Below are 26,176 nucleotides of genomic sequence, written 5' to 3'. Positions count from 1 at the left end.
GGGTCACCTCTTGTTCTGCTGGTCGCTCTCGTTCTTGCGGGCGCCGTCGGCCCATCGCTGCGCCTTGCCGGTCACGGACTCGATGAACTCGGCTTGCGTGAGCCGGCCGTGTTCCTTCCACCACTCTTTCAGCTCGTCGCTTGCTCGCGCGTAGGCGATGCGCGCGGGCCCGCTGAACAGGGATGCGGGGTTGTGCCCGGCGGCCTTGGCCTTCTTGTTGAGTAGGTAGCCGTTGCAGTCCTGTTCGGCCTGTAGGTACTGCCGATACACGTACTCGTCGTACAGGGCGCGGGCCTCGCGGCGAGTGATGAGATGCCGCTCGTCCTTGTCCTTGTCCTCGTCGTCGTCGCCCCCGTACAGGGCGGCTGAGGCGTCGCGTAGGTCGGCCCAAAACGCGTCGTCGTCGAGGTGGTCGTCGACGGCCTGGTCCGCGGCGAGGGCGCCCCACGCGGCCGGGCCGGGCACGGTGTCGCCCATGGCTTCGGCGAGGGCGTCGCGGTCGGCGAGCAGGTTCTCGACGGCGTCGCCGGTGTCGGCCGGCTCGGGTAGCTCGACGGCCTCGCGGGCGTCCATCTCCGCGGCGATCCGCAGTAGTTCGCCGTTGTCGGCGTACTGCATCGCCCATGCGAGGTCGTCGTCGCCGAGACCGGACAGGTCGTCGAGCAGGCGCCCGCCGGGGAACATCGCGGCGAGCAGGTCGCGGCGGTGCGCCTCGGCGGCGAGCTGGTCGACGTCGTCGAGGCCGTGCTCGATCGCGTAGCGGACGCGGGCGGCGAGCTCGTCGTCGGACAGGCCGACCAGATCCGGGCGGACGCCCGGGAGTCGTGCGGCGAGGTCGCGGCGGTCGAGCTCGGCGGCGATCCGTAGGGCGTCGGCGTCGTCGACGTGCCCGACCAGCCGGCCCAACTCCGCGTCACTGAACGGGGTCAGATCGGCGGCGAGGGTGCCGCGGGGCGCGGCGCGGTCGAGCAGGGCGTCGAGGTCGCGGCGGTCGGCCTCGACCTCCATCCGGCGGCGGGCGCGGTCGTCGAGCAGGTTCGAGCGCATGGCGGCGGCGAGCTGGTCGTCGCTCATCTCGCGCACGCTGGCGTCGTCGCCCGACCAGACGCGGGCGGCCTCGACCTGCTCGGCGGTCGCCTCCCTCCGGGGCTCGGGGAGGTTACCGGCGCCGATCTGCTCGCGTACGCGGTTGCGGCGTAGATCGGGGTGGTCGGCGAGGTGCTGGCGCATGGCGCCTTGCCACTGGCGAACCTTGGCGCGGGCGACGCGCTGCGCCTCGGGCGTGATGGCGGCGGCCTCGCGGCGCTTCCATTTCCGTATGGTCCGCTCGATCTCGCGCTGACGCTGCCCGGCGTCGTAGCCGGCCGGGTCGCTGGTGGCCTGCTCGATCCGGGTCAGTCCGGGCGAGTACATGCTCACGCTGTGGCGGCAGTTGGGATGCTGCAACCCTGCGGCCCTGGCCTGGTCGAGGCTGCCGGCCACCCGGACGGGGACCATGCGGCCGTCCTCGACGGCGTGCTCGACCTCGACCGTACGCGCGCCCGCGGGCCCGCTGATCGTCAGTACGCGCCCTTCCCAGGGCCGACACAGGGGGCACTCGCGCGGGGCGTCGCTGACGACGACCAGCTCGACCCCGGCGTCGGCGAGGGTGCGCATGTGCGCCTCGGTCGCGGCCCGCGCGGTCGCCGTCCTGACTGCCATCTCGGCGTAAGAGCTGAGCTGCCAACGGCGGCCGGCGCGGTCGACGAACGCCCGGATACCGGCGTCGGCAAATCGTCGCATCGCGTCCTGCGTGGCCTGCCGGCGGGTGCCGATACCGAGTAGGGGCGTGGCGGCCACGGACGCGACGACGGCCCGGAAGGTGTCGACGACGGCCCGCAGGATCGACCGATGGGTCGCGGTGACGACGTCGACGGCCTCGGCGGCGAGGCGGTCGACGGCCTGGGCGTTCGGGGTGCGCTCGTCGACCAGGGCGCGGGCGTCGTCGGACAGGGCGCCCAGCTCGGCTACGGCCGACCGGTGGCCGACGTTGTACGCCTCGGCGACCGCGTCGAACACTTCGAGTTGCGTCGCCTTACCCAGCTCGTCGACGACGCTTTGTGCGGCCCTCCGTAGCGTCTGCACGGCGGCGAGCTTGGCCTCGACCCACCCGGGCGCGTCGAGGCCAGCGGCGAGCTGGCGCGCGATCATGCCCAACAGGCGTTCCTCGGCCTGCGCATACAGGTTACGGGTGCCCGTGGCGAGATCCTCGACCATGCCGGGGTGGATTGGCATGCCACCCCCTAATCCTCAGCCGCAGGCGGAAAGCTCCTCATATTCACTTTTCAGTTTCCAGGTTTCGACCATGTTCAAGTCGGTTGTCATCTTCACGTTCCTACCCTCCCCGAGATTCTTAAGAACGCCCGTGTAATTCATTCTCCAAAGTTGGTCCAGTGAATCAGTGAAAAACAGTTCCGCATTGAGTTGGGTAAGAACATCTTTCCCGTGAGCGCCTAGGGGGTAAGTGACTCTGCTGCACGGGCTCACGGTGTCGTCAAAGTAGAACACCTGTCGATTGTCCTCGCTGTCGTCTTCGATGTTGACAAATGCGCGATAGACCGGCCGAAGGCTTCTGTTTTCCAGGACGAGATGCGTCGGTTGCTTATCGCGCGTTTGCCAATACCAAGCAATCTGCGATGCTTCCTTGCGGGCGCTGCTTTCAGAGTCCGCTTGTTGATCTTGGTAGGTGATGATCGCGAGGACGAGTGCCGGAATAGCAATGAATGCAGTTATCACCGTGGAAGCCGTGTTCATCCATGTATGCACCCTGTTGGGGTGCTGCTCGTGGTCGTCCGTGGTTTCCGGCTCGTCCGGAGCCTGCGGCTCCGGTTCGGGGGGTGCCTGCGGCTCCGGCTCGGGGGGCTGAGACGTGAGCGTTCGTCTCCTGAACCGGTCGGATAGGCGGACACGAGGGGCACGAGGGGCCGTCATGGGTGAACTCTGACCCAACCACCACAGCAGCGCCGTTCCGTTCGCTACTAGCGCACGCTGAGCGGGTACGTGTCGCCCGGGTCGGGCGCCTCGCCCATGCCGGTTTCCCGCAGGATCGCTGCGGCCTCGGCTTTCACTGCCGTGTCGTCCCAGTCGGGGTGAACGATCTTCACCCGGGTCTGAGTCGAGACGGCCTGCGCCCGGTTGAGTAGTTCGAGGGTCGTCGCGGTGTCCATCGGGGACTCGGCGACGCCGTCGGGGAATTCCACCCGCGGGCGCTCGGGGGCAACACCCGTGCGGAAGTGCACGGAGTCGAGGGCGAGCAGGGCGGACAGAATGTCGGCCAGTCCCTGTTTCCAGTGGCCGGCCTTCTTCCTGCGGGTGATCTCCGATTTGTCGTCGTCGCTGTCGACCTCGGTCGCGGTGCGTGCGGCGCCCCCGCCCTGGTCGAGGCCGAACGCGCGCGCGGCGTATCCGGCGGACTGGGCGGCCTGCCTCATCAGGGCCTCGGCCGTGCGCTGGTGCTCGTCGACCCGAATTTCGAACTGGCTCAGCGTGATGCCGCCGTTTTCGGTGGGCGGCATGTTGAGCTGCGCGTATACCTCGGCATCCTCGTCGAACGACGCACCCTTGCCGGGCCCGTTCGACCGTAGGTAGCCATCGGGAACGATCAGGCGCGCACGGGCGAGTCGAATGTCGCGCATCCATGACGTCCACACCTCGTCGAGGCTGTCGAGCTGGTCATAGATCGGCGCGGCGTAGTCGCTGCGCCCCATCGGCGACCCCCGGTGCAGACGGTTCGGAGTCATGTTCGGGACGTAGGCCGCGGTGAGCTGCCGGATACCCGTGATCGTCGACTCTCCGTCGCGCTCGATGCTGCCGACCAGGCCGGCCGTATCGGGGTGTTCGAGCAACGGCACGCGGCGACCGATGTTGTCGCCGCTGCCCTGATACAGGGCGTGCACGATGCGGCCGGGTTCGTGCCGCTCGACGTGCCGCCATACCTGCTGTGTGGTGCTGCCGGGGAGTTCCCGCCAGAAGTTGACGGCGGCGAGCATCCCCCAACGGAACTCCGGGATCGCGTTGTCGGGCTGCACGGCGGTGAGTAGCGGCCGGTCGACCAACTCGCGGTCCCACGTCGTCCGGAGGTAGATCCCAGACAGGGCGGCGGACTGTTCGGCGGCGGACAAGAGCATCTGCTGTGTGTGTCCGTCGGCGAGCAACTGGTCGAGGCGGGTCTGTGTGGCCGTGTCCTCGACGGTGACGGTCGGCATGTCCGCGAACAGCATGTCGGCGGACGTCTGCGCAATGTCGCCGGCGAACGGGACGTGCAAGCGGGTGTCGCGGCCGGGGCGGTGCGCGGTGCTGCGGCGGGACCACAGGCGGCGGCGCGGTGTCTTCTGCTCGCGGCCGTAGATCCGGGCGAGCCGGGTCCGGTCTCCGGAGTACCAGGCATCGTCAACGGCTATGCGGTCGTAGTACGCGGCCCAGTCCGGGGGCGGCCACGCTGCGCCGTTCTCGGGCAGTGCCATTCCGGCTCACCTCCTGGTCGTGGTGTCGGGCGTGCGCGCGGTGAGCAGGTGGCGCCACTCGTGCGAGGTCGAGTGGATGGCGTAGCGCAACGCGTCGACGCTGTGGTCGTTGATCTTCAACGGGGCGTCCTCGCCCCGCTCGGTGGCCTTGGGGTCCCATGCGTAACCGGGGAGCTCGCCGAGCAGGCCGTCGCACGACCGATGCACGAACAGGCGGCCGGCGGCGAGCAGGGCGGCCACGGATCGAATGCCGTCGGCGACCGTGTTGTCGGCGCGGGCGACGCCCGGGTGCCCGTCCTGCCAAAGCTGGGTGCTGAACGACTTCGCGCTCGGGTCAATGAACGTCCACTCGGGGGCGACGTCCATGTCGGCGAGCCACGCCCGGACGGCGGCGCTGTACTGCGCGTCGGTCATGGCGCGGTGGGCGGCGCGCGAGTCGAATCGCCACTCGGCGACCGCGTACAGGCGGTCGTCGGCGCCGAGACCGAGCAGGACGGCCGAGAAGGGGTTCGTCGTGCCGTAGTCGACGCCCAACCAGTGGCGGCGCATGGCGGGCAACTCGTCGACGACGTGCCGGTCTTCGTCCCACTCGCTGTAGATGGCGCCCTCGGCGACAACCCATGCGCCGTCGATCATGCGTTTACGCCATAGGCCGGTGTACTCGGCGGCGAGCGACGCGACGTACTCGGCGGACAGGGACGGGTTATCGGCGAGGCGGAAGTGCCACGCCCGCATGTCGAGTTCGCCGATGCGGTCGACGTATCCGACCTTCAACCAGTGGCGCGGCGAGTCGGGGTTCGTCGTGGCGTACAGGCGGGCGCCCGGGACACTCAACCTGGCGAGTAGCTGGGTCCAAAACGCCTCGGGCAACAGGGTTGCCTCGTCGACGTAGGCGAGCTGTGCGGTAAGGCCGCGTAGCCGGCCCTCGGCGCGGGCGTCCGCGGCGCCGATCAGGTGGACGGTGCGCCCCAGGATCGTTGCCGTGGTCGCCCCGCGGGTGTGCACGACGTGCCGTGCGAGGGGCCCGAACAACGCGCGGTCCTGTAGGGGCTCCAACACGTTGCGCTCGATGGTCTGCAACGACCGACCGACCACGATGATCAGGCCCGACGGTCCGGCCGTGGCGACGGCGATCACGAACGCCAGCAGCGAGGCGACCGTCTTCCCGGACCGGACGGAACCGTGCCACAGGTTGATACGGGCCGTGGCCTGCCCGATGCTGCGGAGTTGCTTCCGGGACAGGGGCAACCCGTCGAGGTCGAGCACTGAGGCTCACCCCCCGGCGGCGCCCCCGTCGTCGTCGTGGGCCCGGTCGTCGTTGGCGGCCTGCGTCAGGGCCTCGCCGAGGGCGCCCAACATGCTGCGCACCTTTCCGGCGTCCTCTCCGCCCTCGGCCGGGGCAAGGCGTAGCGAGGTGCCGACGGCGGTCTGTACCGACGCGATGATCGCCCGTTGGTCGCCGAACCGGGGTTGCGGTAGGTGGGTCTCGTGCCAATCGCCCTCGCGGCCGGCGAACTCGCCGTGCACGGTGGGCGCCCATAGTTGCGCCCGTAGCCGTTCGGCGTCGCCCTGTAGGTCGAGGGCGAGGGCGGCGCGGCGGGCGGCGAGGTCGGCGGTACGGACGCGGGTCGCGGCCTCGACCTGCGGGGCGCGGTCGAACGACAGGGGCGGGTCGAACGATGCGGCGATCTTCGACACGGTCGAGGGGCTGCGCTTGATGGCGCGGGCGATGTCGTTACGGGACTTGCCCGCGGCGTGCAGGCGGCGGACGGCGGCGCGATCCTTGTCGTCAATGGGACGCGGCAAGATATCACCGGTTTCGTCTATATTGTCATGTATGCCAGTGTCGCTACCTGAATTCTCTATGCCTAACCCGTCGATCGACCTTTCGTGGGTTGATTGGGGAAGCGCGCCGGCCTGGGTGGCTGGCGTCTTCGCGGGCGTGGCGGCCTATGGCGCCTGGGCCACTCTGAGAAGTCAAAAGAGGGAGGCAAGGGAACAGCGTGAGTTCATCGCGAAGCAGGCCGATGTCTTGGCGTTGCAGCATGAGCAACTCTCAGCATTCCTTTTGGAGCGCCGATGGGAACAGGCGCGTAAGGTTGATTTGAACTATCGCTACTTCGCCGGAGTGGCAGGAACGAACGGCAGCAACGTTCACGTGGAAGTCGGCAATCACAGCCCCGCCGAGTTGCATGCGGTGACTGCGCAATATGGACCTCATTGGATGTCGAAAGTAGACGTGCGCCGCATCGATGGGTCGCGAGAGTCACTGTCTGCGCCCGTATTTCTCGCGCCCTTTGAGGTGGCAGAATTCATTATCTACGACGTTCCTATGTTGCTAGATCCGCATGCGTACTTCACGGACAGCGCTGGGCAGCGGTGGCACTTGACTACGAATGAGCACCTTAGGCCTGTGGAGCCTGAGGCTGGGATGGGTGGCGAGGGGTGAGCGCCCATTCGGCGGTGCGACTCTGGCGATGATGCGCCAGGTTTTGGGCACGCCGAAGACGCGGCCAACTTTAGGTCACAGAAAGGTCACGGCGCAACTCGCGCGCGCGAGCGGGCCCGCGACCGGTCGCAAGGCGGGTACGTCGGTCGGTTCGGCCACTTCTGGCTTCCCATCGCGTTCAGCTCGACGCGGTGCCGTGCGGCCTCGGCGGCGAGCGACCACGAGTTCTGTACGGGGCGCGTGGGGGCGTCCCACTCGGGCAGTGCCTCGCCCTTCACGGACCGGTCACGGTGCAACTCGCGTGCCGGGACGGCCGGCGACCGATCGCAAGACCAACGTCAACGGCTTCGACTCCACAACGTGGTGGCGGTCTCCCGCATAACGACTTGGGCACGCGGGCGTTAAGAAGTCCGGCAAGCCCCAGACGTATCCGACAGGTCTCGCTCCAAATGGCGCATCGCGGCCATGTGAAGGGGAGGAGCGACCCATAATCGCGTGCCAGGCTTGACTCAAATGGCCCGAAACCAGGAGGAGTTCGCATGTCGGAGACAGGTCAGCGAGTGTGTGGTGGTAGTGGTTTGCCGGGTGCGCTGGCTCCTGGCTGGCCGTATGTAATCGTCGTCGTCATCGTGATTCTGGCTGCTGCCCCCTGGCTCAACGGGCAGACGCGCGGTGCTCTGCGCCCTGCTGGGCGGAACGTTGCCGGTCATCCTCACGCGCGAGGATCCCGCGCTTCATCGCTGAGGCGGAGCCAATGGCGCCCCGTCTGCCGACGATTCGGCGGACGGGGCGCGGTGCTGCTGCTGTGCTGTCGACTACGGGCGGCCGACCGGTCGGCGAGCCTGCTGACGCTGCGGCGGTCGGGGCGGCTGCTCCTGCCGACGGGCGTCATCCGTACTGGTCTGCCTGCTGCTGGGCGTCCACATGGGACCGTTGTGGTCGACCTGCGGCAGGGACGCCGGGCCGACGAACGGCGGCTTCTCGATGAACCTGTATGAACCGAGCGTCGGCGCGGTGCCGACGGGCGTCACCTGGTGGTGCCACGCAGTCCGATAGAGGTTGGCCACGATGCCGACGGCCGTCCGCATGGCGGTCGTCAGATCGTCGCCGGTCTGCATTAGAACGGCGAGGTCTCGGGCGAACTGCTCGTCGAGGCGGACACTCGGTCGGGTGCCCGCGACGGGCTGGGCACGGCGCTGGGTAGGGTTGCTGGTGGTCATGCTGGGGGTTGCTCCCATCGTGGTCAGTCGGCCCGCCCGGTGGTGACGTCACCGTGTGCGGGCCGCACCTGTGTGCGGGCTACTGCTCGAAATTGGCGCGGTGCTCGCGCAAGATCCGGTAGACGTACGACTCGGTCATGCCGAGATCTTCAGCGATCTGCGCGGGCGTCATGCCGTCCTCGTCCGCGGCAATGCGGATGATCAGGGGCGTGACCTTTTTGACGGCCTCGGCGGCGACGCGCAGTGCGCGCACGTCCTCGGGGTTGAGCTGCCGGGCCACCTGGTCGAGGTAGCGGACCAGGGCGGTTTCGTCGCCCCGGCGCTGCTCGTACCCGTCGGCGAGGTCGCGCACGAATTCGAGCGGGTCGCGGTCCTCGTCCGCGTCTCCGCCGGCTGCGGTGATCTCGTCGCGGCGGGCCTGCTCGTACTCGTTCATGATCGTGAGCATCTGCTCTTTGAAACGGTCCGCGGCCGTGGGGGGCGTGAGTCCCTGCCGTGAGGTGGCGCGGCGGTTGTGCTCGTCGATGCCCATGTGTGGTGCTCCTGGTGGTGGTCGGGCGTGCCCGGGTGGGCGGGCCGGTGGCTACGCGAACAGGGCGCCCTGTTCGCGGTCGAGGGGGAACAGGGCGGGCGCGGCGGCCGTGGCGTGCTCGCCGATCCACTCGCCCCGCCATGTGCCCGCGGTGGCTTCGGCCTCCGTGACCAGGGAGGCGGCGTCCTCCGCGGCGGCGAGGTCGGCGGCCAGCGTGGTCGTGGCGCGGCCGGCGCGGTCGAGCCACGTGCGGGCGGCGCGCACCTCGGCCGTGGTGTGCAAGGTGCGGTTGATCAGGATCGCCTCGGCAAACGCGCTGATGAACTGGAGTACGGCGGTCGACCGGGGGGTGATCTCCAGCGTGCGGCCACGTCCGCGGCGTCCGGCGTCGAGGGTGGCGCGCGCTGCGGGCGCGGCCGGGTCGACGGACGCGGGGCCGGTGGCGAGGTCGGCGGCGGCGAGGTGGTCGGCGAGGGCGCCGGGGATGGTGACGCGCATCGGGGGTTGCTCCCTGGGGTGTCGGGCCGGGTGACGTCCGGCCGGTGGACGGCGGGCCCCGGGTGACGTCCGGGGCCCGCCGGCGGATCAGCGCCGGTCGAGCCGGCTGCGGTAGACGCGGGCGCCGGCCACGATGGCGGCGCCGGCGGCCCACACGATCCACCACGCCGGCGCGACGTCGCCGAGCACGCCGGCCGCGGCGAGGGTCACGCCCCCTGCCACGACGGCGATCGCGTCGCCGTATCGAACGATGAACATTGCGTTCCTTCCTGTGCTGGTCGGATGTGTCGGTGGTCTGGGAAGATGGGGGACCCCGGAGGGCGCAACTATCACTTGCGCCCTCCGGTTCTTAGCGGCGGTGCCGACCGCGTCGCTTGGTCGCCTCGCGGGCGAACCATGCGCCGATCAGCGAGCCAATCGCCCCGATCCCGGTGAGTACCGCTCCCGCGATGGTGGCGATGAATGCCGCATCTTCCCTGGTCATTGTGTGTTTCTCACCCCCTGTCCGTTCCTTGTGATCACTACTGTACTCGGTACTGTACTGAGTACACAAGGGGTTGCGGAAAGAAAGTTGCCCCTAACTCCCTTACTATGAAAGGGAGTTGAGGGCATGTACGGCTGTGAGCGGGCCTTATGCGGGCACGGTGCGCCGGGCGTTGATCGCCACCCACAACGCGACCAGGTCGGCGCCTCGCCACGCCCTACGGCCCCGTTCGGTGTCCACGGGTGCCGGGCATACGGGGCCCGTCGAGCAGGTCGCCACGGCGGCCCGTGGGTCTCCTCCGCCGTTGTGCACGACGATCCGTCCGCCCTTGCAGAAGGGGCACGGGTCGTCGAGTGTGAGCGTTCGTCCCTCGCGGCCGAGCGCGGCCTCGACGCTGCGGCGTGCGCTGCGGGCCATGGCGGCGACCTGGTCGAGCAGGGGGGCGGGAGTGATCCGGAACAGTTCGCCGTCGGGCTCGGACAGGGCGCGGCCTGCAAGGTAGACGCACGCCCAATGCAGCCCATGCGCGCGGGAACCGATGCGGTCGGCGATCCGGTCGGCGTCGTGCCTCCACTCCGCGGCCCGCACGGTGGGCAGGGCCCACAGCCGGGCGTCGGTGCGGTCGACGGTGCGCTGTACGCGCTCGGCGACGGCGTCGCACATGTCGAACACGTCTCGCTCGACGGCGAGGGCGGCGTCGAGGGCGCGCAAGTTCGCCGGTGCCGGGTGCTCGCGGACGACCAGGGGCAGACGGCCGACGGTCGGCTCGTCGGCGGCGCGGTCCTCGGCGGCGAGCTGGTCGAGGAATCCGCGGCGCTCGTACGGCATCCATGCGGCCGGGCGCGGCGGCTCGGATATTGCGGCGAGCAGGTCGCCCCACTGCTCGCGGACGGCGGCGAGGTCGGCGGCGGCCTGCTGGCCGGGGCTGGTCGTCATGTCGTGCTGCTCCTGGTGCTCAGTGCTGGCGGCGGCGGGGCGGCGGGCCGTAGGGGCTCTGCCATGCGGGGCGATCACGGGGGGCGGGGCAGCCCTGGTCGTCGACGACGCCGGCCTCGCGTATCTGCTCGGCGAGGCGGGCGAACTCGGCGACCAGGGCGCGCACGGCGGGGGCGACGGCCTCGGCCCACGCCCTGAGTGCGGCGCGCATCTGCTCGACAGCGGCGCGCACCTGCTCGGCGTCGACGGCCTGCTCGGTCACGTCCGGCCCGCATGGTCGAGGGCGTACCGGACGCATTCGGCGAGGTCGTGCCGGCCGTTGGCGTACGCGAGGTCGTTCGGTAGGCCGAGACACGGTCGGGGTTCGTCGGGCAGTGCGGCCCGGAGGGCGGCGAGCTGCTGCTCGGCGGCGCGCATGGTGGCGAGGTCGGCGGCCATGGCGGCGCGGTCGGCCTTGCGGTCGCGGCGGGCGGCGAGCCACGCGAGGCGGTACCGGCCGGCCCGGCGTCGCTGCTCCCTGGCCTCCTCGGCGGCGGCCACGGTGTTACGGCGGGCGGTGGCGAGGGCGATGTCGTGGTCGCGCTGCTTCTCGGCGAGGCGGGCCGTCGTCGAGTCGGCGGCGGCGAGGAACTGGGCACGTATCGCCGTGTCGGGGTCGAGGGCGCGGCGGTCGTTGTCGAGGGCCTGCTCGATGCGGTCGGCATAGATCGCTGCTGCGCCCTGGGGCGATCCGGCGCGCATCTGCTGTGCGAGGACGCGCACGCGGGAAACGGCGGCCTCGGCGGTTGCTGCCCGGTGCTGCATGGCGTGGGAGTCCTCGACGGCCTCGGGGCCGAACGCGTCGACGTACGCGGCGAGGCGTTCCTCGACCTGCTCGACGCGGTGCTCGGCCTGCTCGGCGCGCTGCTCGGCCTCGCGTATGGCGGCGTCGGCGGCCTTGCGGTGCCGTTCGAGGGCCTGCGTAGTGCCTGCCAGGGCGCGGCGGTTCTCGTCGGCGAGGCGCTGTTCTTCGCGTACGTGCTCGGCGAGTAGGGCGCCCTCGGTCGAGGACATGACGCCACGGGTGGCGCGGGCGAGCAGGACGTCGACGACGGTCCGCCGGTCGGCGCGGTCGCGGTCGCGGCCCTTGGGGGCGCGCTGGGCGGTGCGGGGGCTCATGCGGGCGGCTGCTCCTGGTCGAGGGGGCGGTCGGCGTGGTGAGCGCGGCCGGGCTCGCCGGACAGTGCCCACACGATCAGGCGGACACTGGCGGCGAGCAGGACGACGGCGACGGCGAGGTTCGCCGCGACGGCGACGGCCGGGGTCACGGCTCGACCTGCTCGTTCGCTGCGCCCTCGGCGAGGGCCTGCTCGTCGGCGAGGCCGTCGGCGTACGCGGTGACGATCTTCCGGGCGCCCTCATAACCGGTGAGCAGGCCGCGAGTCGAGCGGGACAGCCCCCATCGGGTCCGGGTGGCGCGGTAGTGCGCCTCGACCAGGGCGGCGACCTGGCGGGCGTGGGCTTCGAGCAGGACGCGGGCGGCGGCGAGGGCCTGCTCGGGGGTGCGCGTGGCGGTGGTGTCGAGCAGGACGTCGCGGAGTGTGGCGAGCACCTGGTCGCGGTCGTCGGCGTTGAACGCGAGGGCGTCGCGCACGTCGTCGGCGGTGAGCGCGGGCGGCTCCTCGGCGGCCCGGTGCTCGTCGTCGTCCGGGGTCATGGCGGCGGCGACGTGGTCGAGCAGGGCGTCGAGGCCGGCCGGGCGCTGCGCCTGGGCTATGCCGCGGGCGAACCCTTCGGCGGCCTGCTGGCCGGCGGCGAGCATGCCCTCGGACAGGGAGGCGGGCACGTCGTGCACGGGGCACGGGCGGCCGGTGGCGAGGGCGGTGTCGCAACGGCCGGCCGGGCTGTCGAGGCCGTCGGCGAGCTGGCGCAATACGGACGCGGCGACGGGACGGGGGAGGTTGCACGTGATCTCCGCGGGTCCCTCGTTCGGTACGGCGACGATCAGACGGTGCGTGTCGAGGGAGGCAACGGCGACGGCGTCGGGAATGCGGGGCATGGCGGGGTCGCTCCTGTGTCAGTGGTGGTCGGTACTCGCGTGCGCGCCCGCGCGTGAGCGGGCCCGCGTCCGGTCGCGGAGTGGTGGAAAGGGGTGAATGCGTGGGGCTCTGCGGCCTGTCGCGGTCGACGTTCGGAATGACGGTGAGAGCGTCGGTACATGACTGACGTAGAGCGCTTGCTTAACGGCATTCGTGAGGGCCGGACCTGGGCCCAACGGGAGGCAGATCGTCACCGCATGTCGGCCACGGCGGGTGGAAAGACTGCTGCGGCGGACGCACAAATGGCCTTGGCCTATATCGCCATTGGACAGGTTATGGACAAGATCATTGAGGGCGCTCAAGGCGACTAGCTGCCCCTTCATGCTCAGAACGGGGGCTCGGCGCTGTATCCCTGGGGGCGCTGCTGCTGGTTCCACGGATCGCCCTGGGGGGCTCCGTAACCGTTCTGCGGGGCCTGCTGGCCGTATCCCTGGGCGCGCTGCTGGTGGCCGTTCTGGGTGCCGTTCTTGGCGACCTGGGCGGTCGCGTTCTTGAGCGCGGGCCCGACGTCCTCGGCCTGAATCTCGTACGACGACTTACGCTCGCCGTCCTTCTCGTACTGGCGCTGACCGAGCCGGCCCACGACGATCACGCGGTCGCCGCGGCTGAGGGACTCGGCGACGTTCTCGGCCTGCTGGCGCCACACGCTGACGGACAGAAACAGGGTGTCGCCGTCCTTCCACTCGTTCGTGACGCGGTCGAACGTGCGGGGCGTCGAGGCGATACGGAAGTTCGCCACGGGGGCGCCGGACGGGGTGAATCGCAACTCGGGGTCGGCAACGACGTTGCCAACGACGGTGATCGGGGTCTCTCCAGCCATTAGGCGGCGGTCCTCTCGGGGGTCGTGTGGGTGGGCATGGGGGCGACGGGGGCGAGCTGGGGCTCGCGGGTGCGGCGGGCGCGGTCGCGGGCGCATACGCGGCACTTGCGCATCCCGTGCGGGTGCGACGGGGGGTAGCTGACGTGCACGACGGCCGGGTCGGTGAGGTCGTGGCCGTTCACGCACCGTGTGCGGCGCGCGTTGATCGCGCTGGGCCCTGTCGAGCGAAGAACGTTGGTGCGGTGGTCGACGGGGTCGAGGTGGTCGTCGGCGACGCATCGGCGGACGCTGCACAGGTGGTCGAGGTCGAGGCCGTCGGGGACGGGTCCGCGGGCCTGCTCGAACGCCCATCGGTGGGCGGAGACGTACCGGCCGTCAACCCAGAAGCGGCCGTATCCGTCGCGGTCGAGGGCCGTCTCGGGCCACAACAGGCACGGGGTATCGGGGGCGTTGAGGCCGGCGGGGATGGGCCCGGGGGTCGTCTTGGCGGCGAACCGTTCGGCCGGCGTCGAGGTGGTGCGAGCCATCGGGGACGTACCTCCGGGCGGGATGTAGGCGTGCATTCACGCGTGAGCGAGTGAGAATCACTCGCGCGTGAAATATAGCAGGGAGGGGGCGCCCTGGGTTTCTTCGTGTGGCGCCCCCCTGCTGTGGGGTTAGGCGGCCGGCTGCTCGACCTGGTCGAGCGGGGCGAGCGTCCATCCCTCGGCGCGTAGGTCGGCCACGATGCGGACGACGGCGGCCTCGGGGTCGTCGTGCTGACGTTGGGCGTCCTCGACGGCGGCGAGGACGACGGCGAGGGCGGCGCGGGGGATCATCGCTGCGCCCCGGTGATGTGCCGGGCGCGCTGCCGGTTCTCGGGCCGGACGATCGCGGGCGGCGACATGAGGGCGCGGGCGTCGCGGGCGGCCTCGGCGGCGAGTCGACGGCGGCGGGCGCCCTGCTCGGCCTGCTCGCGGGCGGCCTGCTCGGCGAGCTGCTGCTCGACCTCGGCGCGGGCATCCATCCGTGCAAGCCACGTCCGGTGGCGGTCGTCGGCGTCCGGCCGGTACGCGGGCGGCGTCCACGGGTGGCCGGCCGCGGCGAGCTGCTGCTCGGCGTCGCGCTCGGCGAGCAGGGCGGCGCCGTCGACCTCGCGGAGCGTGCGCCACCGGTCCCACCCCTCGTGTTCCTGGAAGATCACGTATGCGCCCTTGTCGGCGAGCTCGGTCACCTTGCGGCGGGCGCGCTTCTTGTCCGGCGTACGGATCACGACCGGAGCGTCGGGGCGGTGGTCCCACGACGCTTCGACGCGCCACGACGTGACGTTCTTCGTCCGGTCGGTGGGCACGGCCTTACGGCGGTGCTGGCGGGCCTGCTTCGGGGTCGGGCTCATGCTGCGCTCTCCTTGGCGTAGTGCCGGGCGGTGGCAAGTTCGGTGCGGGAGGGGTGCGGGGTGCTGCGCTGGGCGCGGCGTGCGTTGCGGCACGGGTCGCCGGCGGGGGCGAGGCAGTGCTCGTAAGGGCACGCGACGTCGAGGGCGTCGGGGAGGTTCGCGGCGGCGGCCTGCTCGCGCTGGGCGCGGCGCGGTCGGTGATGGGCGAGGGCCTGTTTCACGCTGGGCGGCATGTACTCGCCGAGTGCGGCGAGTCGGCGCGCGACCTCGGCGGCGGCCGGGCCCGCGGTGATGGCGCGGTGTGTGACGGGTGCGAGCCGGCCGGCGGCGACGGCCTGGCGCTCGGCTCGCAGTGCGGCGACGTAGGCGTTACCGGTCTCGTCGTCGGGGTTGATCTCCGGGTGCGCGGTCGGCTCGAACGTGCCCACGTGACGGCTCATCACGTCGGCCTTATGGGTGTGCCACGGGCGGGAGATGTCCGACGGCTGGATGCGGTAGGGGTTGCGGGCGATGTAGTCGCGGGCCGTGCGGGCGGCGTCCCACCCGTGCGCCTGGGCGGGTACGTCGCTGAGCAGGTCGCACCACTGGGCGAGCCGTTCGGCGGCGGCGGCCTGGTCGTCGAGGGCGAGGCGGGGGTCGAGCTTGACGACGTACGCAATCAGGGCGGCGACTTCGCGGGGGGTCACTGCTGGGCCTCCATGGCGGCGAGGGCTTCGGCGAGGTAGTCGGCGGACTGGGCGACGCGTCCACGGGGCGCGGCGCGGTCGAGGGGGATCACGTTCGAGGCGGGCCGGGCCGGGGCGGCGGCCGGGATGGTGCCGGGCGCGGGGGCGGGCGGTAGGGCCTGCCACGCCCGCAGGAAGTAGCGGGCGTGGGCGACGCCGTTCCGGGCGCGCTGGGCGGCCTGCACGGCGGCGGCGGCGAGCATGTCGGGCCCGCTGCGCTTGATCAGGGCGTGAACGATGACCCATTCGGCCGGGGCGAGGGTCCACGCGGGGTAGATCTGGGCGGCCGTGATCTGGTCGACCAGGGGGCGGGCGAATTCCGGGATCACTGCGACCTCGCGCCCGCGCTCCCTCACTCCTTCACTCACTCCCTCTATGGGTGAGTGATGGGGGCCGAAATCCGGTCCCATAGGGGGCCGAATCTCGGTCCCAAACAGGGTGTCGGGGATACCGGCGGGGGGACCGGACTCCGGCCCGGTAGAGGGGCCGGGATTCGGCCCGGCAGCGGGGAGGGGGCCGGATTCCGGCCCGGGGGTCGTCTCGGCTACGGGGCCGGATTCCGGCCCGGTAGCGCGGTGGGTACGGACGTACCCGACGGCCCCGGGGATCTTGTAACGGGTCGCGCGGCTGCCCTGGGCGGGCTCCTCCTCGACCAGTTCGCCACTGGCGAGGGCGGCGTCGACGGCGGCTCGCGTCGTCGAGCGGGACGCAGCGAGCCGGCGCATGAACTCGGCCGTACCCATGCGGGCGGTTGCGTCCGGCCCGGTGGTGGCGTCGGCGACGGCGAGCAGGACTAGGCGGGCGTTCCCGCGCGACTTCGCACGGGTCCACACCCAATCCATGGCGTCGAGGGTCACGGGGTGTCGCTCCTGTCGGGGGTGGGGCGCCCGGGGCGAGGGCGCGGTCGTCTCCTCGCCCCGGGGGCCGGTCACGGGCTCTTGCGGCGGTGGGTGCGGGCCGGCTGGTGCTCGTCGCACTTCCAGCCGCACGGGTAGAACCGGGCGGGCTGGGCGTGGCATCGGGGGTTGCCGTACTCGCACGACGGCGGCGGCTTCTCCTCGCGGGGCGGCGCGGTCATGCGGCTGTGCCGTAGCGCTCGGCGAGGATCTGCTCGGCGGCCTGCTCGCCGAGAAACTGCGTGTAGGCCGGCGGTATGGCCTCGGTGAGTTCGTGGCGTACGTCGGTCCACGTGATCCCCATTGCGGCCTGCATCTCGGCGACGGTGGCCTTACCGCCCCCGTTGCCGTACGCGGCGACGTACGGGCCGTCGTAGTGCTTGCCGTGCCGGTGTCCGCGGACGCGGCCCCGGTGCGGGGTGTGGGGCAGTGCGAGGGGGAACCATCCGTGCGTCTCGAACTTGCGGTGCCGCAGGATCGGCAAACCGAACATCGTGCCGCACAGCACGACGTCGGGGCGCGCGTCCGGGTTCTCGATCACGAACGGCCGGCCGGCGGCGAGCATGGCCTCGCGGCCGGGCGGGGTCAGGTTCGGGTACCGGTCGCGCAAGTGCCGATTGGTGCCCTTGCTGATCGCGGCGCCGTACTGGCACGGCCACGACGCGTGTATCAGGTCGTACTCGTGGCCGTGGGCCCGTATGTACTCGATCGCGTCGCCGCGGATGAACGGGAACGGGTAACGGGGCTGGTCGTCCTTGTCGATGCCCACGACGTCCCACCCGGCGAGGTACCAACCCATACCGGCGCCCCCCGCGCAGCAACACGCGTCGAGGACGGTAAGGCCGTTCCACGGGCGGGCGGGGAGCGGGAAACCGGTACGGCTCGACGCCTGGGAGTGGTCGAGCTGTCCGGGCACGTGGACGGTGCCCGGACGGTCGAGGACGGCGGCCGTCACTGCTCGACCTCGGCGGGTGCGGCCTCGATGGCGAGGGGCGTGTCGAGGTCGAGGGCGCCGGCCTTGACTGCGTTGGTGACCAGGGCGCGGCCGTCGAGCGGCTGACGCTTCGACTCGCGGGTGAACGTCCACCGGTAGTAGCGGCTACGCGTCGGCTTGATCATCACGCCCGGCACTTCGTGCAGCTCGCCCGACTCGGGGTCGGCCCACTGGGGCACGCCCGCGGCGTCGACGGCGGCGAGGACGGTCGCGGCGAACGTCTCGTCGACGACGGTCTCGGTCCGGGCCGGGATGATCCGGAAATCCCAGTGTTCCGGGTAGTGGTCGCGCACCCATGCGGCGAACGCCTCGCGGTCGCTTACCTGCGCTTCGGCCTCGCCCCCGACGCGGGTCACGCTGGCGAACTTCGTGTCGTCGTCGAGGGTTACGTCGGCCTTGACGCTGCGGGTCGCCTTGTACTGCTGGTCAAGCAACTTCTTGGCCTCGCGGTCGACGTCCTCGTACAACACTTCGGCCTGGTCGAGCTGGGCCCGCATCGCCTGACGGCGGCGCAGAACGGCGGCGAGGTACGCCGGGTCGGGCGCCTCGACCTTCTTCTCGACGTCGGTCACTGGGCACCCCCGGCGGCCTCGATCTTGGCGCGGAACTGGTCGAGCTGAGCGGCGGTCGCCTGCTCGATGGGCAGGCCGTAGACGCGCTCGAAATCGGCGTCGAGGGTGGCGAGGTGGGCGCGGCTCGCGGCGAGCCTGAGTAGGTTCTCGGCCTCGGCGGCGGCCTGCTCGGCGGTGGCGACGCTGGCGGGTATCGCTGCCTCGGCGGCGACCGCGTCAGAAACCGAGTGCGGCGCGGGTCCGGCCGGCGTGCCCTGCTCGGCGGGCGTCGGCTGCTCCTTGCCCCCGTCGGCCTGCTGCTGCTTGGCGCCCGGCTTGGTGGCGCCGATGGCGGCGAGGCGGGCGAGGTGGTCGGGGTGTACGCCCCGGGCCTGAGCCGCGGCGTGCATCTCGCGCACGGGGCCGACGGTCACGGCGGCGTGCGCGTCGCGGAGTTCGGCGAGGCACGTCATGTACTCCGCGGGGGCGCCGGCGGCCTGGGCGTCGGCAAGGATGGCGGCGAGCTGGTCGGCGTCGGCCGTCTCGGCGGCCTCGGCGAGGTAGTCACGTGACGGCGCGGTCGGCTCGGCCGGCGCGGTCGGCGGGCCGTTCGGCGTCGACTGCACGACGGTCACGCCCTGCTGCATGGGCGGGGCGTCGACGCGCTCGACGACGACGGGGTTCCCCTCCTGGTCGACGACGGCCCCAAGTTCCTCGGGCGTGTAGATGGCGCCGTGCAGCACTTCGGGGCACGCGATACGTACGGCCTCGGCGATCGCACGGGCCCGCAGCATCGCCCGGGGGAACTTCTCCCACGGCTGCGGCTGGTTCTTCTGGTCGCGGGCGTACGGGCGGCCGTCGCGGAGCGTGCACAGACCCGCGATCACCGCGTCGTCGAGGGTCCACTCGATAACGGTCTCGTCGTCGGGGTCGTCGTGGCGCATGATGCGCACCTCGCACCGGGTGCGCTCCGACTTGATCCGTACGCGGTGACCAGCGTTGCGGGCGCGGCCGAGCATCAGGTCGGCCGACTGGCACGGCTTGCCCTTGATCACGTGAATGGTCGTGATCGTCGTCACGACGTCGAGGCCGAGTGCCCGGCCGTACTCCATCGCCCACAGGACGGATGCGGGCTGCTTGCGGTAGGCGTCGGGCAGTAGAGGCGTGTTGGCCAGGGACTCGCAGAACTGCCACGCCTCATAGGGGGACATGTGGGAGAGGGACAGGGCGCCCCCGCGGGCCGGGGCGACGGCGGCCGGGGCGTGGGCGGTGGGGAGGGTGGTCACGGTCACGGGCGGGCGTTCCTGTTCTGTGCGGTGCGGTGGCGAATGTGGGCGGCGGTCCGGGTGATGCGGCCGGCGAGGCTGATCGCGTCGTCGGGGTCGAGCAGGGGGTCGAGGGCGGCGGCGGCCGGGCAGTCGTCGAGCAGGGCCTCGCGGGTGGCGTCGGCCTCGGCGGCGCGCATAGCGCGGCCGTAGTCGGTGGCGTCGTCGCTGCACGCGGCGATGTCGAGGGCGACGACGCTCGCGGCGTGGGCGGCGAGCAGGCGGCCGACGGCGTCCGGGTCCTGGGCGTACGCGAGGGCCAGTTCGTCGAGCAGGGGGTCGACGTGCTCGGCGAGCGGGAGGCGGACGGCGAGGCCGTCGGCGCTGAGCTGGGGGCGGATCACTGGCGGGCCCCCGGCGCGGTGTCGAGGCCGAGCTCGGCCGGGGCGATCGGCTCGTCGACGGCGAGGACGCCGGTAGCGGCGTCGTACGTGCGGGGCCGGCTCCAATCGGCGCCGGGGAACGCTCGACCGAGCAGGCCGTAAGCGGCGCTGCGCTGCTCGCGCGTCGTCGGCAGGGCACTGCCGGACGCGGAAAACAGGACGACTAGCCTGTTTTTGCGGCCCTGGTGTGTGGTCGGCGCGGTGTGTACGCGGACGGTGCCGGGGGTGATCTCGTCGAGCTGGCGGGCGACGACGGCGACGAACTGCGTGCGGCGACGGGCGGCGCGGGCGCCCTTGATGCCGAGTGCGGCGCGGAGCGCGGGGCGCTCGGTACGCTGGGGGGTGTTCATGGTCGATCCCTTCGAGGGTTGGTCGAGCAGGGCCGTCCGGGTCGCATCCGGGCGGCCCTTCGTCGTGTTCAGGCGGCGGCGCGGTGGCTGCGGGTGCGGGCGGCGCGGTCGGCCTTGATGCGTGCCTCCAGCTCGACGAGCGACGGGCCCCCGGGCTGATAGCAGGCGCGGGCGGCGGCGGCCGGGCTCATGCGGTCCATGGCGTCGAGGCCGTGCCGCCATGTGCGGGCTGCGGCCTTGACGGCGGCGGCGCGGTCGCGGGCGGCGGCGAGCGACGGCGCGTTCATGCGTCGCCCGGAAACAGGGCGGCGGCGGTCACGCCGTAGGTCCGCTCGATGTCCGCGAGGGCAGGGCCGGCCGGGGTGCTGCGACCGCTCGTCCACCGAATGACCGTCTGATACGGGGCGTTGAGCCGACGGGATATCGCGGCGGTGGTGTTGTCGCCCTTGGCGGCGGCGGCCGTACGCAGCGGGATGGGGTCAAAACGCATCGCGGGACGTACCTCGTTCGATCACTCGTGAGCGCATGTCGCTCACGAGTGGAACGTAACATGGTTTCGCTCACGCGTGGAACGTATGTGGGAAGAAACGGACCGGTACGTCGGTAACCAGTGGTGCTGGTGCTACCGTTTGTGATCGAGTGATGGAGAACCGCTCACGTGTTCGATAACGTGAGGGTGGGATGCAGCCAGCACAAACGGGGGACGACACATGAATGAGTCAAAGAGTTGTGCACCGCCCACCATGAATCTCGCGTGCGCGATACATTGCGCTCATGACACACGGCTCGCAACCGGAACCACCACTCGACGCAACGTTCGGCGAGTGGCTCAAATGGGCATTCGCCCGCAACGGGTACGACCCAGAGGAACGCGGCGTACAGCGGCGCTTCGCTGACGCCTCCGGCATCCCCGTAGCCACAGTCTCGCGACTGCTGCGCGACAAGGGGCAACCCGACGTCGGCACGTGCTACGCGCTCGGCGTCACCTTCGGCATCCCCGTGATGCCACTCCTCGTAAGGGCCGGCCACCTCCCACCGGAGGCACTTGAGAAAGAGCCTCCACCCGCTGAGCGGCCCCGCACTCCCACAACTGAAGAGCAAGCGCTTACCGCGCTCGGAGTAGTCGACGAAACCGACCGCGCCGCCGTACGCGGCGTGATCGCTGCTCTCACTGCCAAACACAGGCGGGAGGGCACCAGCTAGGAAAGGGCCGCAAGTGACCAGCCGTACCGATGTCTACCTCACCGCCGTCGCCGCCGTGATCACTCTCGTTGTCGGGCTCACCATCCTGATCACCGGAGTTCTCACGACGGCTGAGGTAGGGCCCGCCATTATCACCGGCACCATCACCACCACGACCGGAGTACTGGCAAGCCTGGTCACTGGCTACCGCGCCGTACGGCACTACGTCACCGAACAAACCAACCGCGTCGCCGCTGCCCTCGTTCGCAACATCGTTGCGCACGACGCCCGACTCGCTGCCGAACCGCCGGACGCGAAAGTCGTGCCGTTGGACGGAGCGCAGGTGCGGCGCCTGAATCGGGAGTCCACTACGTGACGCAAACGCTCGACCGTGCGAAGGGCTCACGCATCATCACCAAGCGTGAGCCCTTCGTCGGATACATCCGAGTGTCGACCTACTACGAGGAGAAGATCAGTCCCGAGATTCAGCGTTCATCCATCAGCGCATGGGCCGAACGCAACAACGCCGAAATCGTCGACTGGATTGAAGATCTCGACGTGTCCGGCCGGAAGATGAAGCGCAAGATCAGTACCGCTATCAAGGTGGTCGAGGACCGCGTCGCCCGCGGCGTCGCCGTCTGGCGGTACTCGCGGTTCGGCCGCTCGCGCCACGCCAACGCGGTCTATCTGGCCAAACTCGAAGCGGCTGGCGGCCGGCTCGCTTCCGCCACCGAGGCAGCCGACACCCGAACCGCGTTCGGCCGACTGCAAATGGGCATGGCCTTCAAGTTCGCCGAGTACGAGTCAGACAGGATCGGCGAGCAGTGGGCCGAGACCCGCGAACACCGCCGCGCCGCTGGCCTGCCCGCGACCGGCGGGAAGCGGTGGGGGTACATCTGGCACCGGCGCCAACTCGACGAAGACGCCGGCGTGATTCACCGCGAGTGGTACGAGCCCGACGACGTCGGCCGCGTCGTTACCAGGCTGTACGAACGCGTGGCCGACGGCGAGTCCATGGGTTCTGTCACCCAGTGGTGCGGCGTGAACGGCTATCTCGGCACCCGCGGTAAGCCCTGGCTGCAATCCGGCCTCACCCGCTACATGGACAGCGGATGGGCCGCCGGTTGGATTCGGTACCACCCCGACGACTGCGACTGTCCCCCCAAGGACCCCGACAGCAACCGCTCACGCGGCATGAACTGTCCGAACCGCATATGGGTGCCGGGAGCGCATGAACCGATCGTTCCCGAAGACGTATGGGAGGCGTACAAGGAGAAGCGCGAACGGGCCCGCAACACCCCCAGCGGCAACCGGAAACCGGCCTACGCCCTGTCCGGCAACATGCGGTGCGGACGCTGCGGCGGCACCGCATCAGCCGCGGGGGGTTCCACCTACGGCGCCGGCAAAGTCCTCATCCGGAAACCGGGCTACATGTTCCGGTGCTCGGCGATGAAAGACAACGGCACGTGCGACGGCGTGTACGTACTGCGCAGCGTCGCCGAGGACGCCGTCAAGAAGCGTCTTCGCGAGTGGTCGGCAATGATCGAAGCAGAGGCCGCCACCATCCCGCAGCAGCGCACCGAAGCAGTAGGCACACCCCGCGAACGGCTCGACGCTGCCCGCGATCAGCTACGCGCCAGGCTCAAGGAAATTGAGCAGCAGCTCGACCGGCAAACCGATCTGCTCACGCGCGGCGTGATTCCCGAGGACTCCTACAAGCGCGAGCGGGAACGGCTGACCAAGGATCAGACGGGCGTGACGGCCGAACTCGCCCAACTCGACCAGCGCACCGAGGAGGAAGAGGCACGGCCGGCCGACTACCAGCCGATCATCCACGGCCTGATCGAACGGTGGGACATCACCCCCGTCGAGACGCGCCGAGCACTCCTACGATCCGTGCTGCGGGGGGTGTGGGCGTACCCGAAGTACACCGCGCCGGATGGCACCGAAGTTGCCGCCCGCGTCGTGCCGGTAGCGATGTGGGAGGACGCGCCGCAGCTCCTCGGCCCGCGCGCCAACGCATAACCACAGGTCAAAGGTATGTCCGCAACGAGCGTCCGTCCCTCTCTATGTTGAGCAGGTTGGCCAGGCTCTCGTTGCTCACGGCATCTGCCTTTCCCAGGGTGTCCGTTGTGTCCCAGGCCACAGCTCATCAGACCCGGGGGTGCGATGACAAGGGCCGACCGCCGATTGGTTTAGACCTGTTGAGGGCTGCTGTCGGCGGCGGGGGTCATCCGTAGCCACGGACGCCGACCAGGGAAAGTTCACCGCGTCTGCTGCCCGTCATCTGAGCGCGACGGAGCGGGAGGAGCCGTGGCGGTAATCCTGCGAGCGGCGGCCGGGCCGGAGGGGGGGCGCAGCCATGGGAGAGCCGAGGCGGTGCGGTCGGGCCCGGGTGGGCCACGGGTGTGCCCCCGCTGCCGATCGGGGGCACACCCGCATCCGGTGCCGGGCCGGGACAGAGCCCCACCCGGCGCCGGGCTCACACCGTCAGGTCCGACTCCCGTACCCGGTCGAAGACAGCGCCGGTGTCCGTCTCGGTGAGCAGATACGCCTCGGCCTCGCCCACGTGGAAGTACATCCCGTGCAGCTCCAGGGTGCCTTCGCCGAGGGCCCGGGCCACCGAGTCGTGGGCACGCAGGTGCTCCAGCTGCTGGACCACGTTCGTGAGGCAGAGCTGCTCGACCGCGTCCTCCGGGGAGCGCCCGGCGAGCCTGCCCCAGGACGTGGTGTCGTCGGCCATGCGCTCCAGGCTCGGCAGCCCGTGCCGCAGCCATCGCTTCAACGGGGTCCGGGCGCCTCCGGGCTCGGAGTTGAGCAGGGCCTGCATGGCGCCGCACCCCGAGTGCCCGCACACCGTGATGGACCGCACCCGCAGGACGTCCACGGCGTACTCGATCGCGGCCGCCACCGAGTCGTCGCCGCTCTCCTCGCCGGGCCGCGGGACGAGGTTGCCCACGTTGCGCACGACGAACAGGTCACCCGGGCCACTGGAGGTGATCATCGATGTGACCAGTCGCGAGTCGGCGCAGGTCAGGAAGAGCTGCGAGGGCCGCTGCCCCTCACGCGCCAGCCGGGCCAGCTCGCCGCGCACCAGGGGGGCGGTGTTGCGCTGGAACGCGCTGATGCCACGCGCCAGTTCGTGCCCGCTGGCTCCGCCGGTGCCCGACGGGTCCGGCTCGGAGCGGTCCGACCCGGCCGGGTTCTTCTCGGTGGGGGACACGGACTGCGGACCGTCGCACTGGTGGTTGCGCCAGGGTGTCCAGGGCCGGCAGCGGCAGCCGGTGAGGGCCTGGGGCTCGGAGACGCGGGTGCCGGGGTGCCGGCCGGTGATCTCCACGTTGCCGCCCTGCGCGGTGTGTGTCTTCTGCCAGTCCTGCAAGGTCTCGTATGCCGCGTGGTCCATGAACGACCCGTCCAGTTCGACGACGGTGTCGGCACCGTGGGGCACGAGGTGCAGGGCCCGGCTGAGCCGTGGCACCGCGAGGAACGTCAACTGTCCTCTGACGTGAACGTGATGGACTCCTTCCCTTTCTTCGTGCGTGATGCGAGTACGGGTGAGGCGGTGCAGGGCGACGCCGACGGCCATGGCGATGCCGAGCGCCACGCCCTCCAGGACGCCGAAGGAGACCACACCGAGGGTGGTGGCGGCGTAGACCCACACTTCCCGGTGGCGCGTCACCGTGCGGATGTGGTTCAGGGACACCATCTGGATGCCGACGGCCATCACCAGGGCGGCGAGCGAGGCGAGCGGAATAAGCTCCAGGATCGGGACCATCAGCAGCGTGGCGATCACTACGAGAACGCCGTGCAGCATCGTGGAGTTCCGGCTGACCGCTCCCGCGTGCACATTGGCCGAACTCCGCACGGCCACACCGGCGATGGGCAGTCCGCCGAGTGAGCCGGAGACGATGTTGGCCGCACCTTGCCCGAGCAGTTCGCGGTCGAGGTGGGAGCGCCCGACGCGGGCGGACAGGCCCGGGCGGCCGGCCACCAGCTTGTCCACGGCGACCGCGCCGAGCAGCGACTGCACGCTGCACACCAGCGTGGTCGTGAGCACGGCGGCGACCAGGCCGAGCACGGGGCCCTCGGGCAGCCCGGCCAAGGCGTGGTTGCTCCAGGACGGCAGGTCGACCTTGGGCAGCCGGAGACCGGCGAGGGCGGCGACCGCGGTGGCCCCGGCGACGGCGACGAGCGCGGCCGGGATCTTGCGCAGCAGGTGTCCGGCCCGTCCGGGCAGTCTCGGCCAGAGCAGGAGCAGCGCCAGGGTCAGCACGCTGACCGACACGGCCGCGGGGCGCATGTCCGCCAACTGGGCGGGCAACGCGCGGAGGTTGTCCGGGACGGAGCTCTGCGGTGTGCCGCCGAGCACGATGTGCAGTTGGGCGACGGCGATCGTGACGCCGATCCCGGCGAGCATTCCGTGCACGATGGCGGGGCTGACAGCGAGAGCGCCGCGGGCCACCCGCAGGCAACCCAGGCCGAGTTGCGCGAGACCGGCGAGGACGGTGATGGCGCAGGTCGTCCGCCAGCCGTAGCGCTGGATGAGGTCGGCGGTCACCACGGTGAGTCCGGCGGCGGGTCCGCTCACCTGGAGCGGGGAGCCGCCGAGCCGCCCGGCGACCAGTCCGCCGACGGCGGCGGCGACGAGGCCGGCTTGCAGAGGGGCGCCGGTCGCGAGGGCGATACCCAAGGACAGCGGCAGGGCGATCAGGAAGACCGCGATCGAGGCCGACACATCGGCACCCGCGATGCGGAATCGGCGGGGCTCGGTCGGCGGCGGACTGTGGGGCGGATGCGTGTGCTCGGTTCGGTTCGGGTCGGCGGCGCGTGTGGGGACGCAGGCTGACATGGTTTCCCGTCTCCTCCGGGGCTG

The 26,176-nt window shown here is 70.9% G+C and carries 35 protein-coding genes; 5 read left to right on the top strand and 30 right to left on the bottom strand.

Going from position 1 to position 26,176, the window contains the following annotated elements:
- Window positions 1-3: 3 nt before the first annotated feature.
- From ACIQHQ_RS32730 to ACIQHQ_RS32710, 5 genes are all read right to left on the bottom strand, one after another.
- Window positions 4-2,274 (bottom strand): phage minor capsid protein, encoded by a 2,271-nt coding sequence (locus tag ACIQHQ_RS32730; protein WP_402619007.1) that lies wholly within the window; start codon window positions 2,272-2,274, stop codon window positions 4-6.
- 15 nt (window positions 2,275-2,289) lie between these two features.
- Window positions 2,290-2,793, bottom strand: coding sequence for a hypothetical protein (locus ACIQHQ_RS32725; protein WP_402619005.1), 504 nt, complete (start codon window positions 2,791-2,793; stop codon window positions 2,290-2,292).
- Window positions 2,794-3,017: 224 nt separating this feature from the next.
- Window positions 3,018-4,502 carry a phage portal protein gene (locus tag ACIQHQ_RS32720; protein WP_402619002.1) on the bottom strand — a complete coding sequence of 495 codons (1,485 nt, stop codon included), beginning with the start codon at window positions 4,500-4,502 and terminating at the stop codon, window positions 3,018-3,020.
- A gap of 6 nt (window positions 4,503-4,508) precedes the next feature.
- Window positions 4,509-5,768 (bottom strand): PBSX family phage terminase large subunit, encoded by a 1,260-nt coding sequence (locus ACIQHQ_RS32715; RefSeq protein ID WP_402618999.1) that lies wholly within the window; start codon window positions 5,766-5,768, stop codon window positions 4,509-4,511.
- 6 nt (window positions 5,769-5,774) lie between these two features.
- A complete protein-coding gene (locus ACIQHQ_RS32710; protein ID WP_402618996.1) occupies window positions 5,775-6,308 on the bottom strand; it encodes a helix-turn-helix domain-containing protein in 534 nt (177 codons plus the stop codon).
- 31 nt (window positions 6,309-6,339) lie between these two features.
- Here ACIQHQ_RS32710 and ACIQHQ_RS32705 point away from each other — a divergent pair, with 31 nt between their 5' ends.
- On the top strand, window positions 6,340-6,951 hold the full coding sequence (locus ACIQHQ_RS32705; protein ID WP_402618993.1) for a hypothetical protein: 612 nt from the start codon (window positions 6,340-6,342) through the stop codon (window positions 6,949-6,951).
- An 815-nt stretch (window positions 6,952-7,766) separates the two neighbouring features.
- Here the strand turns inward: ACIQHQ_RS32705 and ACIQHQ_RS32700 are convergent.
- From ACIQHQ_RS32700 to ACIQHQ_RS32655, 10 genes are all read right to left on the bottom strand, one after another.
- Window positions 7,767-8,171, bottom strand: a complete 405-nt coding sequence (locus tag ACIQHQ_RS32700; RefSeq protein WP_402618990.1) for a hypothetical protein — start codon at window positions 8,169-8,171, stop codon at window positions 7,767-7,769.
- Window positions 8,172-8,250: 79 nt separating this feature from the next.
- Window positions 8,251-8,703, bottom strand: coding sequence for a helix-turn-helix domain-containing protein (locus ACIQHQ_RS32695; protein WP_402618987.1), 453 nt, complete (start codon window positions 8,701-8,703; stop codon window positions 8,251-8,253).
- 51 nt (window positions 8,704-8,754) lie between these two features.
- Window positions 8,755-9,201: a hypothetical protein gene (locus ACIQHQ_RS32690; protein ID WP_402618984.1), complete on the bottom strand. Its 447-nt coding sequence runs from the start codon at window positions 9,199-9,201 to the stop codon at window positions 8,755-8,757.
- An 87-nt stretch (window positions 9,202-9,288) separates the two neighbouring features.
- Window positions 9,289-9,459, bottom strand: coding sequence for a hypothetical protein (locus ACIQHQ_RS32685; protein ID WP_402618981.1), 171 nt, complete (start codon window positions 9,457-9,459; stop codon window positions 9,289-9,291).
- 91 nt (window positions 9,460-9,550) lie between these two features.
- Window positions 9,551-9,685: a hypothetical protein gene (locus ACIQHQ_RS32680; protein ID WP_402618978.1), complete on the bottom strand. Its 135-nt coding sequence runs from the start codon at window positions 9,683-9,685 to the stop codon at window positions 9,551-9,553.
- A 147-nt stretch (window positions 9,686-9,832) separates the two neighbouring features.
- A complete protein-coding gene (locus tag ACIQHQ_RS32675) occupies window positions 9,833-10,621 on the bottom strand; it encodes a hypothetical protein (protein ID WP_402618976.1) in 789 nt (262 codons plus the stop codon).
- A gap of 19 nt (window positions 10,622-10,640) precedes the next feature.
- Window positions 10,641-10,883, bottom strand: coding sequence for a hypothetical protein (locus ACIQHQ_RS32670; protein WP_402618973.1), 243 nt, complete (start codon window positions 10,881-10,883; stop codon window positions 10,641-10,643).
- Window positions 10,880-11,779 carry a hypothetical protein gene (locus ACIQHQ_RS32665; protein ID WP_402618970.1) on the bottom strand — a complete coding sequence of 300 codons (900 nt, stop codon included), beginning with the start codon at window positions 11,777-11,779 and terminating at the stop codon, window positions 10,880-10,882. The genes ACIQHQ_RS32670 and ACIQHQ_RS32665 overlap by 4 nt, the downstream gene beginning before the upstream one ends.
- Window positions 11,776-11,928 carry a hypothetical protein gene (locus tag ACIQHQ_RS32660; protein WP_402618967.1) on the bottom strand — a complete coding sequence of 51 codons (153 nt, stop codon included), beginning with the start codon at window positions 11,926-11,928 and terminating at the stop codon, window positions 11,776-11,778. Before ACIQHQ_RS32660 ends, ACIQHQ_RS32665 begins: the two co-directional genes overlap by 4 nt.
- The gene (locus tag ACIQHQ_RS32655) at window positions 11,925-12,659 is read right to left on the bottom strand and encodes a hypothetical protein (RefSeq protein WP_402618964.1); all 735 of its coding nucleotides are present in this window, start codon (window positions 12,657-12,659) and stop codon (window positions 11,925-11,927) included. Before ACIQHQ_RS32655 ends, ACIQHQ_RS32660 begins: the two co-directional genes overlap by 4 nt.
- Window positions 12,660-12,818: 159 nt before the next feature.
- Here ACIQHQ_RS32655 and ACIQHQ_RS32650 point away from each other — a divergent pair, with 159 nt between their 5' ends.
- On the top strand, window positions 12,819-13,010 hold the full coding sequence (locus ACIQHQ_RS32650; protein WP_402618961.1) for a hypothetical protein: 192 nt from the start codon (window positions 12,819-12,821) through the stop codon (window positions 13,008-13,010).
- A gap of 14 nt (window positions 13,011-13,024) precedes the next feature.
- On the opposite strand, the gene ACIQHQ_RS32645 is transcribed toward ACIQHQ_RS32650, so the two are convergent.
- The 14 genes from ACIQHQ_RS32645 to ACIQHQ_RS32580 form a co-directional block, all read right to left on the bottom strand.
- Window positions 13,025-13,519, bottom strand: coding sequence for a single-stranded DNA-binding protein (locus ACIQHQ_RS32645; protein WP_402618958.1), 495 nt, complete (start codon window positions 13,517-13,519; stop codon window positions 13,025-13,027).
- Window positions 13,519-14,046 carry an HNH endonuclease signature motif containing protein gene (locus ACIQHQ_RS32640; RefSeq protein ID WP_402618955.1) on the bottom strand — a complete coding sequence of 176 codons (528 nt, stop codon included), beginning with the start codon at window positions 14,044-14,046 and terminating at the stop codon, window positions 13,519-13,521. The genes ACIQHQ_RS32645 and ACIQHQ_RS32640 overlap by 1 nt, the downstream gene beginning before the upstream one ends.
- Before the next feature lie 129 nt (window positions 14,047-14,175).
- Window positions 14,176-14,337, bottom strand: a complete 162-nt coding sequence (locus tag ACIQHQ_RS32635; RefSeq protein WP_402618952.1) for a hypothetical protein — start codon at window positions 14,335-14,337, stop codon at window positions 14,176-14,178.
- Entirely contained in the window at window positions 14,334-14,894 is a 561-nt protein-coding gene (locus tag ACIQHQ_RS32630; RefSeq protein WP_402618949.1) for a hypothetical protein, read from the bottom strand. The genes ACIQHQ_RS32635 and ACIQHQ_RS32630 overlap by 4 nt, the downstream gene beginning before the upstream one ends.
- Window positions 14,891-15,580, bottom strand: coding sequence for a cell surface glycoprotein (locus tag ACIQHQ_RS32625; protein WP_402618946.1), 690 nt, complete (start codon window positions 15,578-15,580; stop codon window positions 14,891-14,893). Before ACIQHQ_RS32625 ends, ACIQHQ_RS32630 begins: the two co-directional genes overlap by 4 nt.
- Window positions 15,577-16,476: a hypothetical protein gene (locus ACIQHQ_RS32620; protein WP_402618943.1), complete on the bottom strand. Its 900-nt coding sequence runs from the start codon at window positions 16,474-16,476 to the stop codon at window positions 15,577-15,579. Before ACIQHQ_RS32620 ends, ACIQHQ_RS32625 begins: the two co-directional genes overlap by 4 nt.
- Before the next feature lie 71 nt (window positions 16,477-16,547).
- Complete coding sequence (locus ACIQHQ_RS32615) at window positions 16,548-16,697, bottom strand: hypothetical protein (RefSeq protein ID WP_402618940.1); 150 nt, start codon at window positions 16,695-16,697, stop codon at window positions 16,548-16,550.
- Complete coding sequence (locus ACIQHQ_RS32610) at window positions 16,694-17,470, bottom strand: DNA methylase (protein WP_402618937.1); 777 nt, start codon at window positions 17,468-17,470, stop codon at window positions 16,694-16,696. The genes ACIQHQ_RS32615 and ACIQHQ_RS32610 overlap by 4 nt, the downstream gene beginning before the upstream one ends.
- A complete protein-coding gene (locus ACIQHQ_RS32605) occupies window positions 17,467-18,081 on the bottom strand; it encodes a hypothetical protein (RefSeq protein ID WP_402618934.1) in 615 nt (204 codons plus the stop codon). The genes ACIQHQ_RS32610 and ACIQHQ_RS32605 overlap by 4 nt, the downstream gene beginning before the upstream one ends.
- Entirely contained in the window at window positions 18,078-19,352 is a 1,275-nt protein-coding gene (locus ACIQHQ_RS32600) for a recombinase RecT (protein ID WP_402618931.1), read from the bottom strand. The genes ACIQHQ_RS32605 and ACIQHQ_RS32600 overlap by 4 nt, the downstream gene beginning before the upstream one ends.
- Window positions 19,349-19,729, bottom strand: a complete 381-nt coding sequence (locus ACIQHQ_RS32595; protein ID WP_402618928.1) for a hypothetical protein — start codon at window positions 19,727-19,729, stop codon at window positions 19,349-19,351. Before ACIQHQ_RS32595 ends, ACIQHQ_RS32600 begins: the two co-directional genes overlap by 4 nt.
- Window positions 19,726-20,118, bottom strand: a complete 393-nt coding sequence (locus ACIQHQ_RS32590) for a hypothetical protein (RefSeq protein WP_402618925.1) — start codon at window positions 20,116-20,118, stop codon at window positions 19,726-19,728. Before ACIQHQ_RS32590 ends, ACIQHQ_RS32595 begins: the two co-directional genes overlap by 4 nt.
- 68 nt (window positions 20,119-20,186) lie before the next feature.
- Window positions 20,187-20,405, bottom strand: a complete 219-nt coding sequence (locus ACIQHQ_RS32585; protein WP_402618923.1) for a hypothetical protein — start codon at window positions 20,403-20,405, stop codon at window positions 20,187-20,189.
- Window positions 20,402-20,608, bottom strand: coding sequence for a helix-turn-helix domain-containing protein (locus ACIQHQ_RS32580; RefSeq protein ID WP_402618920.1), 207 nt, complete (start codon window positions 20,606-20,608; stop codon window positions 20,402-20,404). The genes ACIQHQ_RS32585 and ACIQHQ_RS32580 overlap by 4 nt, the downstream gene beginning before the upstream one ends.
- 284 nt (window positions 20,609-20,892) lie before the next feature.
- Between ACIQHQ_RS32580 and ACIQHQ_RS32575 the strand changes: the two genes are divergently transcribed.
- Genes ACIQHQ_RS32575 through ACIQHQ_RS32565 form a run of 3 tightly spaced genes read left to right on the top strand, consistent with a single transcriptional unit; the run spans window position 20,893 to window position 23,325 of the window.
- Entirely contained in the window at window positions 20,893-21,321 is a 429-nt protein-coding gene (locus tag ACIQHQ_RS32575) for a helix-turn-helix domain-containing protein (protein WP_402618917.1), read from the top strand.
- A 13-nt stretch (window positions 21,322-21,334) separates the two neighbouring features.
- Window positions 21,335-21,676, top strand: a complete 342-nt coding sequence (locus ACIQHQ_RS32570) for a hypothetical protein (RefSeq protein ID WP_402618914.1) — start codon at window positions 21,335-21,337, stop codon at window positions 21,674-21,676.
- Entirely contained in the window at window positions 21,673-23,325 is a 1,653-nt protein-coding gene (locus ACIQHQ_RS32565) for a recombinase family protein (protein WP_402618912.1), read from the top strand. The genes ACIQHQ_RS32570 and ACIQHQ_RS32565 overlap by 4 nt, the downstream gene beginning before the upstream one ends.
- Window positions 23,326-23,782: 457 nt before the next feature.
- Here ACIQHQ_RS32565 and ACIQHQ_RS32560 read toward each other — a convergent pair whose 3' ends face one another.
- Window positions 23,783-26,152 carry a bifunctional SulP family inorganic anion transporter/carbonic anhydrase gene (locus tag ACIQHQ_RS32560; protein ID WP_402618909.1) on the bottom strand — a complete coding sequence of 790 codons (2,370 nt, stop codon included), beginning with the start codon at window positions 26,150-26,152 and terminating at the stop codon, window positions 23,783-23,785.
- Window positions 26,153-26,176 lie beyond the last annotated feature (24 nt).

It is taken from the genome of Streptomyces sp. NPDC092370, from assembly GCF_044755265.1.
In the GTDB taxonomy this organism is placed as follows: domain Bacteria; phylum Actinomycetota; class Actinomycetes; order Streptomycetales; family Streptomycetaceae; genus Streptomyces.
Note: the sequence above shows the minus strand (reverse complement) of the source record. Positions and strands in the feature narration are given on the sequence as shown.